General features: G+C 75.1%; 18 protein-coding genes. 10 read left to right on the plus strand and 8 right to left on the minus strand.

Annotated elements, in window-relative coordinates; all coding sequences use genetic code 11:
• Positions 1-2 precede the first annotated feature (2 nt).
• The 3 genes from pssA (at position 3) to E9549_RS01050 (ending at position 2086) form a co-directional block, all read left to right on the plus strand.
• Positions 3-800, plus strand: a complete 798-nt coding sequence (gene pssA / locus E9549_RS01040) for a CDP-diacylglycerol--serine O-phosphatidyltransferase (protein ID WP_236824716.1) — start codon at positions 3-5, stop codon at positions 798-800.
• The gene (locus tag E9549_RS01045) at positions 797-1279 is read left to right on the plus strand and encodes a GNAT family N-acetyltransferase (RefSeq protein WP_236824717.1); all 483 of its coding nucleotides are present in this window, start codon (positions 797-799) and stop codon (positions 1277-1279) included. The genes pssA and E9549_RS01045 overlap by 4 nt, the downstream gene beginning before the upstream one ends.
• Before the next feature lie 66 nt (positions 1280-1345).
• A complete protein-coding gene (locus tag E9549_RS01050; protein WP_255714418.1) occupies positions 1346-2086 on the plus strand; it encodes an HAD-IIA family hydrolase in 741 nt (246 codons plus the stop codon).
• 16 nt (positions 2087-2102) lie between these two features.
• On the opposite strand, the gene E9549_RS01055 is transcribed toward E9549_RS01050, so the two are convergent.
• Complete coding sequence (locus E9549_RS01055; RefSeq protein ID WP_236824719.1) at positions 2103-2594, minus strand: hypothetical protein; 492 nt, start codon at positions 2592-2594, stop codon at positions 2103-2105.
• 88 nt (positions 2595-2682) lie between these two features.
• On the opposite strand from E9549_RS01055, the gene E9549_RS01060 reads away from it, so the two are divergent.
• Both E9549_RS01060 and E9549_RS01065 read left to right on the plus strand, forming a co-directional pair.
• Positions 2683-3708, plus strand: coding sequence for a diacylglycerol kinase family protein (locus tag E9549_RS01060; protein WP_236824720.1), 1026 nt, complete (start codon positions 2683-2685; stop codon positions 3706-3708).
• Positions 3709-3986: 278 nt separating this feature from the next.
• Entirely contained in the window at positions 3987-4238 is a 252-nt protein-coding gene (locus E9549_RS01065) for a WhiB family transcriptional regulator (RefSeq protein WP_091928851.1), read from the plus strand.
• A 123-nt stretch (positions 4239-4361) separates the two neighbouring features.
• On the opposite strand, the gene E9549_RS01070 is transcribed toward E9549_RS01065, so the two are convergent.
• Positions 4362-5843: a sensor histidine kinase gene (locus tag E9549_RS01070; protein ID WP_236824721.1), complete on the minus strand. Its 1482-nt coding sequence runs from the start codon at positions 5841-5843 to the stop codon at positions 4362-4364.
• Between the two features lie 75 nt (positions 5844-5918).
• Between E9549_RS01070 and E9549_RS01075 the strand changes: the two genes are divergently transcribed.
• Entirely contained in the window at positions 5919-6416 is a 498-nt protein-coding gene (locus tag E9549_RS01075) for a GNAT family N-acetyltransferase (RefSeq protein WP_236824722.1), read from the plus strand.
• A gap of 58 nt (positions 6417-6474) precedes the next feature.
• Here E9549_RS01075 and E9549_RS01080 read toward each other — a convergent pair whose 3' ends face one another.
• Both E9549_RS01080 and E9549_RS01085 read right to left on the minus strand, forming a co-directional pair.
• Positions 6475-6699 (minus strand): biotin/lipoyl-binding carrier protein, encoded by a 225-nt coding sequence (locus E9549_RS01080; RefSeq protein ID WP_236824723.1) that lies wholly within the window; start codon positions 6697-6699, stop codon positions 6475-6477.
• A gap of 56 nt (positions 6700-6755) precedes the next feature.
• Positions 6756-7805, minus strand: a complete 1050-nt coding sequence (locus E9549_RS01085) for a biotin carboxylase N-terminal domain-containing protein (RefSeq protein WP_236824724.1) — start codon at positions 7803-7805, stop codon at positions 6756-6758.
• Positions 7806-7979: 174 nt separating this feature from the next.
• Here E9549_RS01085 and E9549_RS24415 point away from each other — a divergent pair, with 174 nt between their 5' ends.
• A complete protein-coding gene (locus E9549_RS24415) occupies positions 7980-8054 on the plus strand; it encodes a 50S ribosomal protein bL37 (protein ID WP_014377707.1) in 75 nt (24 codons plus the stop codon).
• Between the two features lie 115 nt (positions 8055-8169).
• On the opposite strand, the gene rsrA is transcribed toward E9549_RS24415, so the two are convergent.
• Both rsrA and E9549_RS01095 read right to left on the minus strand, forming a co-directional pair.
• On the minus strand, positions 8170-8508 hold the full coding sequence (gene rsrA, locus E9549_RS01090; protein WP_236824725.1) for a mycothiol system anti-sigma-R factor: 339 nt from the start codon (positions 8506-8508) through the stop codon (positions 8170-8172).
• Positions 8505-9200 (minus strand): sigma-70 family RNA polymerase sigma factor, encoded by a 696-nt coding sequence (locus E9549_RS01095; protein ID WP_236824726.1) that lies wholly within the window; start codon positions 9198-9200, stop codon positions 8505-8507. Before E9549_RS01095 ends, rsrA begins: the two co-directional genes overlap by 4 nt.
• A 196-nt stretch (positions 9201-9396) precedes the next feature.
• On the opposite strand from E9549_RS01095, the gene ybaK reads away from it, so the two are divergent.
• Complete coding sequence (gene ybaK / locus E9549_RS01100; protein WP_236824727.1) at positions 9397-9870, plus strand: Cys-tRNA(Pro) deacylase; 474 nt, start codon at positions 9397-9399, stop codon at positions 9868-9870.
• Between the two features lies 1 nt (position 9871).
• Here ybaK and E9549_RS01105 read toward each other — a convergent pair whose 3' ends face one another.
• Positions 9872-11419 (minus strand): fused MFS/spermidine synthase, encoded by a 1548-nt coding sequence (locus E9549_RS01105; protein ID WP_236824728.1) that lies wholly within the window; start codon positions 11417-11419, stop codon positions 9872-9874.
• 1 nt (position 11420) lies between these two features.
• On the minus strand, positions 11421-12167 hold the full coding sequence (locus E9549_RS01110; protein ID WP_236824729.1) for an SOS response-associated peptidase: 747 nt from the start codon (positions 12165-12167) through the stop codon (positions 11421-11423).
• Positions 12168-12305: 138 nt separating this feature from the next.
• Here E9549_RS01110 and E9549_RS01115 point away from each other — a divergent pair, with 138 nt between their 5' ends.
• Together E9549_RS01115 and aroA are read left to right on the plus strand one after the other, a co-directional pair.
• Positions 12306-13769, plus strand: coding sequence for an NAD-dependent succinate-semialdehyde dehydrogenase (locus E9549_RS01115; protein WP_236824730.1), 1464 nt, complete (start codon positions 12306-12308; stop codon positions 13767-13769).
• Between the two features lie 98 nt (positions 13770-13867).
• Entirely contained in the window at positions 13868-15148 is a 1281-nt protein-coding gene (aroA, locus tag E9549_RS01120) for a 3-phosphoshikimate 1-carboxyvinyltransferase (RefSeq protein ID WP_374201391.1), read from the plus strand.
• Positions 15149-15151: the final 3 nt, after the last annotated feature.

A 15151-nucleotide genomic window follows, 5' to 3' on the forward strand; every position in this document is an offset into this window, starting at 1 on the left:
CGGTGCCGACACGGCGCACGGCCACCGTGGAGTTCGTGCGGGGCTCGGTGCGAGGTACCCGCCGGCGGGCGCTGGCCACCCTGCCCAGCCTGTTCACGCTCGGCAACATGCTGTGCGGCTTCGCCGCGATCCTGGTCTCCATCCGCGGCGACCACGGCCTGGCCGCCGTCCTCATCGGGCTCTCGGTGCTGTTCGACATCACCGACGGCGCCGTCGCCCGGCTGGTGGGCGCGGTGACCCCCTTCGGCCTCCAGTTCGACTCGCTGGCCGACCTGGTGTCCTTCGGCCTGGCGCCGGCGCTGCTGGCCTTCACGCTGTTCTCCGAGGGCCGCGACGAGTGGGACCCGCTGGGCTGGGTCGTGTGCTTCCTGTGGGTGGCGTGCGCGGCGATCCGGCTCGCCCGCTTCAACACGACGATCGACCCGACCGCCGACAAGCGGTACTTCACCGGCATGCCCAGCCCCGGCGCGGCCGGCGTCGTCCTGGCATCGGTGTTCGCCTTCGGTGACGACATGCAGGGCCGCGACCGGCTCTGGGTGCTGCTGGTGGTCGCCGTCCCGGCGGTGCTGATGGTCACCAACATCCGGTTCCGGTCCTTCCGGTCGCTGGTCAGCCCGAAGAGCGGCCGCCCGTACGGGCTGGTCGCCACCGCGGTGCTGCTGGTGGTCGGCTTCGCCCTGTTCCCCGTCGTGACCGGCTGCGTGCTGGCCTACGGCTACCTGCTGGCCCCGGTGCTGGTGCCGGTGCTCTCACCGCTGGGCCGGCTGGTGCCCGCCCGGCTGAAGGAGTCGCTCTCGTGACCGTGCGGCCGATCCGCCCCGACGACGTCCCGGCGGTCGTGGGGCTGGTGCGGGAGCTCGCCGACTACGAGCGCGCGCTGCACGAGGTGCGGCTCACCGAGGAGCAGCTCACCGCCTGCCTGTTCGGCGACGCCCCCGCCCTCTTCGGCCACGTCGCGGAGGCCGGGGGCGAGGTCGTCGGCACGGCGCTGTGGTTCCTCAACTTCTCCACCTGGCGGGGCACGCACGGGGTCTACCTCGAGGACCTCTACGTCCAGCCGCAGCACCGGGGCGCGGGGCTGGGCAAGGAGCTGCTGCGCACCCTCGCGGAGGTGTGCGTCGAGCGCGGTTACAGCCGGCTGGAGTGGTCGGTGCTGGACTGGAACACGCCGTCGATCGAGTTCTACCGGGCTGCCGGCGCCGTCCCGATGGACGAGTGGACGGTGTTCCGCCTGACCGACGACGCGCTGGTGTCCTTCGCCGCTGCCGGACGGGGCTGACCGCACGGCGCTAGCGTGCATGCCGTGACCACCGAGCGCGGACCGATCGAGTGCTGGCTGACCGACATGGACGGCGTCCTCGTCCACGAGGGGAACGCGCTGCCCGGCGCCAAGGAGTTCCTCGACCGGCTGGTCGAACGGCGACGGCGGTTCCTCGTGCTCACCAACAACTCCATCTTCACGCCGCGCGACCTGGCGGCCCGGCTGAGCCGTACCGGCCTGCTCGTGCCCGAGGAGGCGATCTGGACCTCGGCGCTGGCGACCGCCGACTTCCTCGCCACGCAGCTCCCCGGCGGCTCGGCGTACGTCATCGGCGAGGCGGGGCTGACCACCGCGTTGCACGAGGTCGGGTACGTCATGAGCGACACCGACCCGGACTACGTCGTCCTCGGCGAGACGCGGACGTACTCGTTCGAGGCGATCACCCGGGCGATCCGGCTCGTGGAGGGCGGCGCGCGGTTCATCGCCACCAACCCCGACGTCACCGGCCCCTCCCCCGAGGGCCCGCTGCCGGCGACCGGGTCGGTGGCAGCGATGATCACGGCCGCGACGGGCGCGAAGCCCTACTTCGTCGGCAAGCCGAACCCGATGATGTTCCGCAGCGCGATGAACCGGATCGAGGCGCACTCGGAGTCCACCATCATGGTCGGGGACCGGATGGACACCGACGTCGTCGCCGGGATCGAGGCCGGGCTGGAGACGGTGCTGGTGCTCTCCGGTTCCACCGCGGCCCACGAGGTCAGCCGCTTCCCGTTCCGCCCGAGCCGCGTCTGCGACTCCATCGCGGACGTCATCGACCTCGTGTGAGGGGTCGCCCCTGCGCTCAGCTGTCCTCGTAGGCCAGCCGCGAGTCCGGGGCGGCCAGCAGGTACAGCACCGCGGCCACCAGCGCCAGGATCGGCAGCCCGATCAGCGGCTGCTGGGCCGAGAACGCGAAGGTGAAGCCGGTCAGCCCCAGGAACAGCTGCAGGGCCACCACCGGGGCGCGGGCCCAGGCGGCCACCCGCCAGAGCCCGCGCGCGGCGGCCAGCAGCACGCCGGCGGCCAGCGCTGCGAGCACCACCTCGGCGAGGGCGCGCGGGACGCTCTCCGCGTTCCCGGTCAGCGTGAGGTAGAGCAGCACCAGGGTCAGGACGCCGAAGGCGAGGCCCTCCACCGCCACCACGAGCGCCGCCCGGCGCAGCGACGGCGGGGCCTGCGGCGTCGGCTTCCCCGGCTCGGCGGGGCGTGCCACCGGCTGCGCCACCGAGGCCCCGAACAGCCGGTCGGCGAGGCGACGGGGCGGCGGAGCGGGCGCGCCGCGGTCCTCGGTCACACCGCCGAGACTACGCGGCCGGCTGCTGCTCCCGGTCCCCGCCGGCGCCCTCCGGCGTGCACCGCGATCCCCTGGTTAGCCTGACGGCATGCGTGCGCTCGTGGTCGTCAACCCCGCGGCCACGACCACCACCGCGAAGATGCGCGACGTGCTCGTCGGCGCCCTGGCCAGCGAGCTGAAGGTCGACGTCGCCGAGACCACGCACCGCGGGCACGGCCACGAGCTGGGCGCCACGGCCGCCGCCGACGGTTTCGACGTCGTCGTCGCGCTCGGGGGCGACGGCACCGTCAACGAGGTGGTCAACGGCCTGCTCGCGCGGGGACCGGGGCCGGGTGTGCCCGCGCTGGCGGTCGTGCCCGGCGGGTCGACCAACGTGTTCTCCCGCGCGCTCGGCCGGTCCCGGGACCCGGTGGAGGCGACCGCGGAGATCCTCGCCTCCCTGCGCACCGGCCGCACCCGCTCGGTCTCCCTCGGCACCGCGAGCGCGACCGGCACCAGCACCGCGGCGGTCACCGGGGTCGCGCCGGCGGTGGCCGAGGCCGTCGCCCGCGCCGAGGCCGCCGCCGACGGCCCGGGGTGGACCGACCCCCGCTGGTTCGTCTTCGCCGCGGGCTTCGGCTTCGACGCCGAGGTCATCGCCCGGGTCGAGGCCCGGCGCGCGCGGGGACGGCGGTCGACCGGTGCCCTCTACGTCCGGGAGGGCACCAGCGCCTTCCTCTTCGGCCGCGAGCGGCGGCGGCCCGCGATGACCCTCCAGGTACCGGGGGAACCGCCGGTGGAGCAGCTGTTCCTCTGCCTCGTCTCCAACGTCAGCCCCTGGACCTATCTGGGGGCCCGGCCGGTGAACCCGACCCCGCAGGCCTCGTTCGACACCGGGCTGGACGTCTTCGCCCTCGGGCGCACCGGCACCGCCCGGATGCTGCGCGCGCTGCGCCAGACCATGCGCCCCGAACCCGACCTGCGCGGCCGCGGGCTGCACCGGTGGCACGACCTGCAGGAGCTGACCGTGACGGCGGTGCGGCCGCAGGGCTGGCAGGTCGACGGCGACCACCTCGGCACCGCCACGGGCGTGCGGATCACCAACGTCCCGCACGCGCTGCGGGTCATCGCCTGAGACCTGTTCCTCGCGCATCCGGCAAGGGTTTTCCTCCTGCCGGGTGGCGGGCCTAGCACGGCCGTGGTGAGGTTGCTCACGCGGGGGTCAGCGCTGACCGCGTTTCCCTTGACACGCGTCCGGCACGTGAAAACATCGCTGCCGGGACGCAACCTGCCGGTAACAAAGCAGGGAGTCGCTCACGACATGACGCCGGGTCACCGGCGTCGGCCGGCGATCGCAGACCGAGCACAGCGACTGACGTACCGACCGCAGACGACATCGAGGAGTACAACGCCATGGACTGGCGCCACCGCGCGCTCTGCCGGGACGAGGACCCGGAGCTGTTCTTCCCGATCGGGACGACCGGCCCCGCGCTCGTCCAGATCGAGCAGGCGAAGGCCGTGTGCCAGCGCTGCCCGGTGGTCTCGTCGTGCCTGGACTGGGCCCTGCGCTCCGGCCAGGACTCCGGTGTCTGGGGTGGGCTCTCCGAGGACGAGCGACGCGCGCTGAAGCGGCGTCAGGCTCGCACCCGGGTCCACACCGCCTGACCGCCGAGCACGACGGCGCGCCGCCGGGGTAGCCGGCGGCGTCCGCACCACCGCAGTCGCACCGACCGCCACGAGGCCGGTCCGGGTCCCCCGGGCCGGCCTCGGCGCCGTCCGAGGCCGAGCTCAGCGCCGGGGCCAGGCGCTCTCCGGCAGCGTCAGCACCACCTCCGTGCCCGAGCGGCCCTCCAGCGGGCCCATCGCCAGGCTCCCGCCCAGCTCGCTGATCACCAGCGTGCGCACGATCTGCAGCCCCAGCCCGTCGCTGGCTGCGGGGTCGAAACCGGGCGGCAGCCCCTGGCCGTCGTCGCGGACCCGCACGCGGAGGTCCCCGCCCTCGCGCTCGGCGACCAGCTCGATGACCCCCGGCTCCCCCTCGGGGAAGGCGTGCTCCGCCGCGTTGTGCAGCAGCTCGGTCACCGCGAGCACCAGCGGCGTCGCCGCGGCCGCGGGCAGCTCCCCGAACGATCCGATCCGCCGGGTCCGGGCCGCGGGCCCCACGCTGGTGAGGTCACCGAGCATCGGCAGCACCTGGTCGAGGACGTCGTCGACGTCGACGACGTCCTCCCGGCTGCCCGCCAGCGTCTCGTGCACCACGGCGATGGAGGCCACCCGCCGCACCGACTCCTCCAGCGCCGCCCGGGCGGCCGGTTCGGTCATCCGCCGGGCCTGCAGCCGCAGCAGCGCAGCGACCGTCTGCAGGTTGTTCTTCACCCGGTGGTGGATCTCCCGGATGGTCGCGTCCTTGGTCAGCAGCGCCCGGTCACGCCGGCGGACGTCGGTCACGTCCCGGACCAGCACCAGCGCGCCGTGCTCGGCGCCGGGGGCCTGCAGCGGGAGGGCCCGCAGCAGCAGTGTCGCGCTGGCGCCCTCGACGTCCATCGGGTCCAGGTAGCGCCCGGCGACCGCCGCCGTGATGCCCGCGGCCGCCGCCTCCCCGGCCACCCGGTCGGTCACCGCCCGGCAGGTCACCTCGGCGAGGACGGCGCCGGCCAGGTCGCCGGCGACACCGATCCGGCGGTAGGCCGAGAGCGCGTTCGGGCTGGCGTAGGTGACCCGGCCGGCCCGGTCCAGCCGCACGAGCCCGTCCCCCACCCGGGGGCTCATCTCCGCGTCCTGCATCGTGACCGGCGGGAAGGTGCCCGCGGAGACCATGAGGCAGAGGTCCGCCGCGATGTCGAGGTAGGTGAGCTCCAGCGTCGACGGCGACCTGGTCACCGCGAGGTTGGTGTCCTTGGCCAGGACGGCGATGCCCACGCCCTCGTGCCGCACCGGGATGACCTCGCGGCGGCGCGGGGTCGCCCCGGACCAGTCCGGCTCCCCGTCGGTGACGGGCCGCCCCTCGCGGAGCGCCACGGCGAACGGGCCGGCGGCATCGGCGTCCAGCTCCACGCCGACCATGTCCTCCGGGCGGCTGGTCGGCGCGGTCAGCGGGCGCACCTGGGCCACGCACCACCACGACCCGCAGCGCTGCGGCACCCAGAGCGTCAGGTCGGCGAACGAGAGGTCGGCCAGCAGCTGCCAGTCGGCCACCAGGCGCCGCGCGTGGTCGATCTGGGCCGGGCTGGACTCCGTGCCGCGGGTGAGGCGCTCCGAGAGGCTGCTCATGGTGGTCCGAGCCTAGGACCCGCGGCGGGGCCCACCCCGGGCGGGCGAGGCCGGTGGCCGTCCTAGCCTGGGCCCGTGCTGCCCTCCCCCGCCCTGCGCATCGAGCCGGCCCTGGCCGCCGACCACGACCGCATCGCCGCCCTCACCGTGCAGGTCTACGTCGACGGCGGGCTGGCGTCGGCGGGCTACGCGGCCGAGCTGGCCGATGTGGCCGGCCGCGCCCGCGTGGCCGAGCTGCTGGTCGCCCGGGACGACGGGGGCGAGCTGATCGGCAGCGTGGCCTTCGTGGCCGGGGGCGAGTTCGGCGAGGTGCTGGAGTCCCCCGACGAGGCCGGGTTCCGCATGCTGGTGGTGGACCCGCGAGCACGGGGCCGCGGCGTGGGCGAGGCGCTGGTGCGCGCGTGCCTGGACCGGGCGCGGGAGACCGGCCGGCGGCGCGTCGTCATCTCCACCGGCACCCGCATGACCGCGGCCCACCGGCTCTACGAGCGGCTGGGCTTCACCCGGCTGCCGGAGCGCGACTGGACGCCGGTACCGGGCGTCGACCTGCTGGTCTACACCCGCCAGCTGTGAGGCCGCGTCCAGGGGACCGCCCCGAGCCTGCGAGAGGTGGGGATGACGGGGTCCTCTCTCAGGCGGAGGCGACGATCGCGATGAGGTCGCCCTCCTGGAGCACCTCACCCTCGACCACGTGCAGCTCCTGCACGGTGCCCGTGCGCTCGGTGAGCACCGGGATCTCCATCTTCATCGACTCCAGGATCACCAGCGTGTCCCCCGCCGACACCTGCGCACCGGGCTGCACCAGCACTTTCCAGACACTGGAGACCATCTCCGCGTGGATCTCCTCCACCGCCACCGGTACCTCCCGCGCCCGCCGATCGTGAGCCCACATCCAAGCACGGCCGCCCGGCATCAGGTCGCCGGCGCGACCCCGTCCCCGGCGAGCCGCCCGAGCACCGCGCAGACCTCCGGCCCGTCGTGCGGCACACCGGCCTCGGGCAGCCCGGACAGCACCCGGCTGACCGCACGGGCCGCCGCCGTCACGTCGTCCGCCCCACCGCTGACGGTGGCCAGCAGGGCGTCGTACCAGCCGTCGAGGCGGTCACCGGGCTCGTAGCCGCTCACCGCGACCAGCGCGACGCCGTCGTCGACCGCGGGAGGGCGACCGGCCCCGGGGAGGCGGCCGCTGATCCGCCCGGCGGTCCCCGGGGGCAGGGTGGCGCGGAGCTGCGCGGCGACCGCGGCCCGCGGCGCGGGACGGCCCTCGGGGGCGGCATCGGCCTCCCGGAGCCCGGCGGCGCTGCGGAGGGCCAGCTCGACGGCGTCCACGCCGTGGGAGCGCTCGAGCACCGCCATGTCCAGCGAGAAGCCCGCGGCGACCTCGGCGAGCGAGCCGTCGGGGGCGATCCCGACGGTGACGAGCCCGCGCCAGCCGACCTCGGCGAGGCGGTGCGCCGCGGCCGGCAGCCGGCCGGGCTCACCCGGGGTCCAGGAGACCCGGGCGATGCCGGCGGCGCGGTCGCGGGCCACCGGGGTGGTGAAGCGCAGCCCCTCGGCGGTCACCCAGGCGAGGAACCCCCGCTCGCTGGCCGGCTCCACGCCGTCCCCGCCGAGCCGCTCGAGCACCTCCGGGTCGGGGCCGCCCCACCGCAGACCCGCGGCGATGACCCCGCCGGCCAGCCGGGCGTTGCCGGCCAGCGCGGGCGGGACGGGGAGCACCGTGTCCGCGCCGCTGCGCCGCGCCGCCTCGACGATGCGGTCGACGGCGAGGTAGGACTCGGCGGCCGGCGCCGGCCCCAGGAGCACCGCGTCGTCGGCCAGGCGCACGTGGCGGGCCGAGCGCTCCGTCTCGCTGTGCACCGCCACGGCCTTGAGACCGAGCCGCTGGCACGCCCGGATCGCGGCGCACCCCGCCGGCCCCCGTCCGGCGACGAGGACGGTCTCGATCCCCAGCTGCGGCACTGCTGCTCCTCTTCGAACTCGCCCGGCCCGGCGCACGGCCGGTGCGCCCCGTGAGAGGCTTGTCGGGTCAGCTTGGCGGGTCGTCCGGCGCCGCGCACCCGCGTGCGCCGGTTCCGGTCCCGCACCGGTCCTGGGCCACCCGGCCCGTCAGCAGCATGAGAGAGGAGGGCAGCGATGTCCAAGCGCGGACGCAAGCGTCGCTCCCGCAAGGGGAACAAGGCCAACCACGGCAAGCGCCCCAACGCCTGAAGAAGGACCCCCTGCCCCCCGCCGCTCGCAGGCTCGCGACGGGGCCCTGCAGGGGGCCAGACGCCAGAGGCCCAGGACCCGTCGGGTCCTGGGCCTCTGCCGTCTGCAGGCGCTGCTAGGCGGTCGGGCGCTCCTCGGAGTGCTCGACGGTCAGCCGCTCGACGCTGACCTGCGTGCCGTCCTCCTCGAAGGAGACGCTCGTCAGCTGCATCTTGATGCGCTCCCGCAGGCCCGTCGGAGGCTTGTCGCCGCCGCACCGCCGGCGCACCAGCGCCTTGAACTCCGCCTCGATGCCGAACTGCCGCAGGCACGACGAGCACTCGTCGAGGTGCTCGGCGATCACGGTGCGCCGCTCGTCGGACGTCTGGTGGTCGAGGAATTCGAAGACGTGGGTGAGGACGTCGTCGCACGAGTTGATCTCGAGGGGCTCGCCGGCCCCCAGCTCGTCGCTCACGGGCGGGTCGCCTCCTCACCGGCCCCGGCGCGGACGAAACCGCGCTCCCGGGCGTAGTCGGCCAGCAGCTTCTGCAGCCCGCGCCGACCGCGGTGCAGCCGGGACATCACCGTGCCGATGGGCGTGCCCATGATCTCGGCGATCTCCTTGTAGGCGAAGCCCTCGACGTCGGCCAGGTAGACGGCCAGCCGGAAGTCCTCGGGGAGCTGCTGCAGCGCTTCCTTGATGTCGGAGTCCGGCAGGTGGTCCAGGGCCTCGATCTCCGCCGACCGCAGCCCCGACGAGGTGTGCTCCTCGGCGGCGTACAGCTGCCAGTCCTGCACCTGGTCGGTGGGGTACTGCTGCGGCTGCCGCTGCTTCTTGCGGTAGCTGTTGATGTAGGTGTTCGTCAGGATCCGGTACAGCCAGGCCTTGAGGTTGGTGCCCTCGGCGAACTGGTGGAACGCGGAGTAGGCCTTGACGAAGGTCTCCTGCACCAGGTCCTCGGCGTCGGCCGGGTTGCGGGTCATCCGCAGGGCCGCCGGGTACAGCTGGTCCAGGAAGGGCAGCGCGTCCCGCTCGAACCGCGCATCCCGCTCGGCGCGGGTCTCGGCGAGCTCGGTGCGGCTGCCGCCCTCGCGCGCCTCCGGTACCTCGACCGGGGTCGCCTCGGGCAGCTGACCGGTGTTGTCGACCGCGGACTCCTCAGGCACCGACCGTCCTCTCTGGGGCCCCCGGACGCGGGGCGCCACATCGGTCGATCCTAGCCGCGCGGCGTCCGGACGGCCCGGGGGACGTCGGCGCGCGGCACGGGCGCGGGGGGTGGAGAGGGTGCTGCTCACGGCCGGTCCAACGGCACCGCCCGGCGCCGGCATTCCCGTCGGCCGCACCTGGGTAGGCTGCCGCGCCGTGGCGGCAACCCCGGCGGTGCGGGTCGTGGAGCAGGCGAAGGTGGCGCACGCGCTCCACCCCTACGACCCCGAGCACCCCGCGGACCAGGGGCACGGCGAGGCGGCGGTGGCCGCACTCGGCGCCGACGCCCGCCAGGTGTTCAAGACGCTGGTCGCGCGCGTCGACGGCTCGCTCACCGTCGCGGTCGTCCCCGTGAGCGGCACGCTGGACCTCAAGGCGCTGGCGGCGGCGACCGGCGGGCGCAAGGCGGCGATGGCCGAGCCGGCCGACGCGGAGCGCGCCACCGGCTACGTCGTCGGCGGCATCAGCCCCCTGGGCCAGCGCAAGCTGCTGCCCACCGTCGTGGACTCCTCGGCGCTGGAGTTCCCCACCGTGCTGGTCAGCGCCGGCAGGCGCGGCCTGCAGCTGGAGCTGCCGCCGGCCGAGCTGGTGCGGCTGACCCGGGCGCGCACCGCGCCGATCGGCCGCTGACTCAGGGAGTCGCGTAGGGGGTGAGCAGCTGGTCGACGGGGGCGAAGTCGTCGGTCAGCACGCGGGCGTCGCCGACGAACCGGGCCAGCTCCTCCCCCTCGGCCACCTGCCAGGCCAGGTCGTGGTCGGTCAGCTCCGCGGCGATCCCCGCCACCGGCAGCGGCCGCTGGGATGCCACCGCGACCACGTTGCCGCCGTCCTCCCCGGCGAGCACCGGCGCACGGGCGAGCAGCACCACGTGGTCGAACACCTCGCGCATCGTCGCCAGCTCCGCCCGCACGAACGACAGCGGCGGGTGGTCGATCAGGTTGACCGCGTAGACGCCGTCCTCGGTCAGCGCCCGGTCGACCAGCTCGAGCGCCTCGCGCGTGGTGAGCTGCCAGGGCACCGAGAGCCCGCCGAACGCGTCGCCGACGACGAGGTCGCGCTCCCCCGCCGGCTCCTCGGCCAGCCCCACCCGGCCGTCGGCCACCCGCACCCGCAGCTCCGGCGAGGTCTCCAGCCCGAGCTGCTCGCGGTCCATGGCCACCACCTCGGGATCGACCTCCACCACGAGGCTGTCGGTCCCGGGGCGCACCTCCGCCAGGTACCGCGGCAGGGTCAGCCCGCCGCCACCGACGTGCAGCGCCGAGACCGGCTCGCCCGCGGGGAAGGCGGCGTCGGCGACCGCGGCGATCGCCCGGACGTAGGCGAACTCCAGGTGGGTGGGGTCGGCCAGGTCGACGTAGGAGTGCCGCAGCGTGTCGAGCATCAGCACCCGGCCCGAGGGGCGCTCCGGATCGGCCACCACCCGCGCGCAGTGGTAGGCCGTCTCCTCCTCGCAGGGGGTGGGGGCCACCGCCGCCAGGGCGCCGCCCAGCACCACCAGCGCGAGCAGGCCGGCGGGGACCGTCCGCGGGCCGCCCCCGCGCCGCAGCACCACGCCCACCACCACACCGGTGAGCACGGTGACCGCGCCGGTGGCGACGAGGATGACGCTGCTGGGCAGGATCGCCACGAGCACGAACCCTGTCGCGAACGTCGCCGCGATGCCGCCGAGCGTGCCGATGCCCGAGAGCCGCCCGACCACCGCGCCGGTCTCGTCCAGGCTGGCCAGCTGCAGCTTGACCACCATCGGCGGCACGGCCGAGAGCAGCGCGGCGGGCACGACGACGGCGACCGCGGCCAGGAGAAGCACCCCGCCGGCGTCCGCGCCGCTGAGCAGCGAGCCGGTGAACCGGACCAGCGGGAGCACGGCGACGACCAGGGCGCCACCGGCCACCAGCAGCGGCGCGAGCAGCCGGCGGGGGTCGGTGCGGTCGGCGGCCGCGCCGCCCAGCCAGGCGCCGGCCGCGATCGCCGCGAGCGCGAAGCCGATCACCGCGGTGCTCGTCTGCACCGTGACGCCGACGTAGGGGGCGATGAGCCGCAGGCCGACGATCTCCAGCACGAGGACGGCGCCGGAGCTGAGGAAGGTCAGCCCCGCCGCGACCCAGGCCGGCAGCGCCCCGCCGGGTGGCGGGGGCTGCGGTGGCGCGTCGACCGGGGCGGGGGCCTCGTCCGCCGGCACGTCAGAACAGCGCCGGCTGGTCGGCGGGCGCGGCCACGCCGTCCGCCCGGGCGAGCAGTTCGGGGCCGTTGTTGCGCACGCTGTTGACCGCCGGGCTCACCGGGCGCAGCTCCAGCCCCTCGACGAACTCCGGGGGCGTGGGACGGGCCAGCTCCGCGACGTCCTCGCGCGCCGGGTCCAGCCACTCCGCCCAGCGCTCCCTCGGCAGCACGAGCGGCATGCGGTCGTGGATCTCGGTGAGGGCGCCCGTCGCCGGGGCGGTGACCACGGTGCAGGTGTAGAGCCGGTCATCACCCTTCCCCCAGACCTCCCAGAGCCCGGCCATGGCGAGCACCGAGCCGTCCTCGGGGGTGATGAAGTAGGGCTGCTTGGCCGGGGAGTCCAGGCGCTTGGCCCACTCGAACCAGCCGTCGGCCGGCACCAGGCACCGCCGCGAGCGGGCCGCGCTGCGGAACGCCGGCTTCTCGGTCAGCGACTCCACCCGGGCGTTGAGCATCCGGTTGCCGACCGACACGTCCTTGGCCCACGAGGGCACCAGCCCCCAGCGCACCGACCGGAGCTCGCGGTGCCCACCGCCCGTGGGCACGCCCTCGGCGTCGCGTTCCCTGGCGTGCCGCACCACGTAGACGTCCTTGGTCGGCGCCACGTTGTAGTCCGCGGCCAGGGGTGGCTGCCCCGCGGCGGGGACCGCCTCGAACTCGAGGACGAGGTCCTCGGGTCTGGGGCTGGCCGCGTAGCGACCGCACATGGCGCCTCCTCGGGGGCACGGGGCTGTTCCCCTCGCACTCTAGGTGCGGCCACCGACGGACCGGCGTCCGCGCGTGCGGTCGCGATCACCGGGTAGGGCCCATTGTCGCAACGCTCGACGAGAGACGAGGATCACCGCGTGACCGCGACGCAGAACCCACCGACCGACCACCCGAAGACCGCCAGCGACAGCGCCGACCGGCGCTACGCGACGGTCAACCCCTTCACCGGCGAGACGGAGAAGGAGTTCGACTTCACCCCGACCGAGGCCATCGACGGGATCGTCGAGCGGGCCCACGCCGCGTACCAGGAGTGGCGGGAGCGGCCGGTCGAGGAGCGCGCCGCCGTCGTCCGGCGGGCCGCCGAGCTCATGGACGAGCGGCGCGACGACCTCGCCGCCCTCATCACCACGGAGATGGGCAAGCGCCGCGACGAGGCCGTCGGCGAGCTCAAGCTCTGCTCGATGATCCTGAAGTACTACGCCGACAACGGCCCCGGCTTCCTCGAGCCCACGCCGATCCAGCCGCTGATGGGCAAGGGCGAGGCCGTCATCGAGACCCGGCCGATCGGCGTCCTGCTGGCCATCGAGCCCTGGAACTACCCCTTCTACCAGGTGGTCCGCGTGGCCGGGCCCAACCTCGTGCTCGGCAACACGGTCATCCTCAAGCACGCCGAGATCACCCCGCAGTGCGCGGTGGCGATCGAGCGGCTGTTCGCCGACGCCGGGGCACCCGGAGGCGTCTTCACCAACACCTTCCTGCGCATCTCCGACGTCGAGCAGGTGATCGCCGACCCCCGCATCCAGGGCGTGACGCTCACCGGCAGCGAGCGGGCCGGCAGCGCGGTCGGGGCGCTGGCGGGCAAGCACCTCAAGAAGTCGGTGCTCGAGCTGGGCGGCAGCGACCCGTTCATCGTGCTCGACGCCGAGGACATGGCCGCCACCGTCAAGGCCGCGACCGCGGGCCGGATGCAGAACACCGGCCAGGCCTGCACCGCGTCCAAGCGCCTGATCGTCACCGAGGAGCTGTACGAGCCCTTCGTCGAGGGCCTCAAGCAGGCGTTCGCCACCTTCTCCCCCGGCGACCCGGCCGACCCCTCGACCTCGCTGGCGCCGCTGTCGAGCGAGCGCGCCGCGCAGGACCTGCACGCGCAGATCCAGGACGCGGTCGACAAGGGGGCGACCGTGGTGGCCGGCGGCACGCGCCCCGACCGCCCGGGGGCCTTCGTCGAGGCGACGATCCTCACCGACGTCACCCCGGAGATGCGGGCCTACAGCGAGGAGCTGTTCGGCCCGGCGGCCGTCGTCTACAAGGTGAAGGACGCCGACGAGGCGGTGGAGCTGGCCAACAACAGCGCGTTCGGCCTGGGCGCCACGGTGATGAGCGGCGACCTCGACCGCGCCCGCGCGGTCGCCGAGCGGCTGGAGGCCGGCATGGTGTGGATCAACCAGCCCACCGCCTCCTCCCCCGAGCTGCCCTTCGGCGGGATCAAGCGGTCCGGCTACGGCCGCGAGCTGTCCGAGCTGGCGATGTTCGAGTTCGCCAACCGGCGGCTGCTGCGCACCGTGCCGGTGAAGAAGGCGGACAAGCCGCAGGCCGGCTGATGCAGGGACCCCGTCCTCCGCACGCCTCGCACGCTCGGCGCGAGGCCCCGGGACGGGGCCTCGTGGTGCGGCGTCGCCCACCGGGCAGGATGGTCCTCGTGACCGATGCCTGGGCGGCGCCGCACCACCCGTCCCCCGTCGACGCCGTCGTCACCCTGCCCGGCTCCAAGTCCCTCACCGCCCGGGCCCTGGTGCTGGCGGCGCTCGCGGACGGCCCGAGCAGGCTGGTGCGGCCGCTGAGGGCGCGCGACACCGACCTCATGGCCACCGCGCTGCGCGCCCTCGGGGTGCAGGTGGTGGACGACGGCGACGACGTGCTCGTCACCCCCGGTCCGCTGCGTGGCCACGTCACCGTCGACGCCGGGCTGGCGGGCACGATCCTGCGGTTCCTGCCGCCGGTGGCCGCCCTGGCCGACGGCCCGGTGCGCGTCGACGGCGACCCCCGGCTGCACGAGCGGCCCAACGGCGGCCTGATCGCCGCGCTGCGCGGCCTGGGGGTACGGGTGGACGACGACGGCCGGGGCCGGGCGCCGTTCACCGTGCACGGCGCCGGACGGGTGCGCGGCGGCCCCGTCGAGGTCGACGCCGGGGAGTCGTCCCAGATCGTCTCGGGCCTGCTGCTGGCCGCTGCCCGCTTCGACGAGGGCCTGGACCTCGCACTGGTCGGCGGGGTGCCCTCGATGCCGCACGTCGAGATGACGGTGACCACCCTGCGGGAGCACGGCGTCGACGTCGCCTCCACCGACCGCGGCTGGCGGGTCGCCCCCGGACCGGTCGCCGCCGTCGACCGGGTGGTCGAGCCCGACCTCTCCAACGCCGCACCGTTCCTGGCCGCCGCCCTGGTCACCGGCGGCCGGGTCACCGTGCGCGGCTGGCCCGACGTGACCACCCAGCCCGGCGCGCACCTGGACCGGCTGCTGCCGGCCATGGGCGCCGAGGTCACCCGTACCGCCGAAGGCCTGCAGGTCACCGGCGCCGGCGCCATCCGGCCGCTGGTCGCCGACCTCGGCGAGGTCGGGGAGCTGACGCCGGTGCTCGCCGCGCTGTGCGCGCTGGCCGACGGCCCGTCCCGGCTGACCGGGATCGCCCACCTGCGCGGGCACGAGACCGACCGGCTGCAGGCGCTCGACGAGGTGCTGACCGCCGTGGGCGCCCGGGTGCGGCAGCTGCCCGACGGGCTGGAGATCGAGCCCGGCCCGCGACGGGCCGCCGTGCTCGACTCCTACGCCGACCACCGCATGGTCATGGCCGCCGCCGTGCTCGGCCTGGCGGTCGACGGCATCACGGTCACCGGCGCCGGCGCGGTGACCAAGACCCTCCCCGACTTCCGGGAGCGCTGGGCCGGGCTGCTGGGCGAGCCGATCGGGGCCGTTCCCTGAGCG

It is taken from the genome of Blastococcus sp. MG754426, assembly GCF_021699055.1.
Classification (GTDB): Bacteria; Actinomycetota; Actinomycetes; order Mycobacteriales; family Geodermatophilaceae; genus Blastococcus.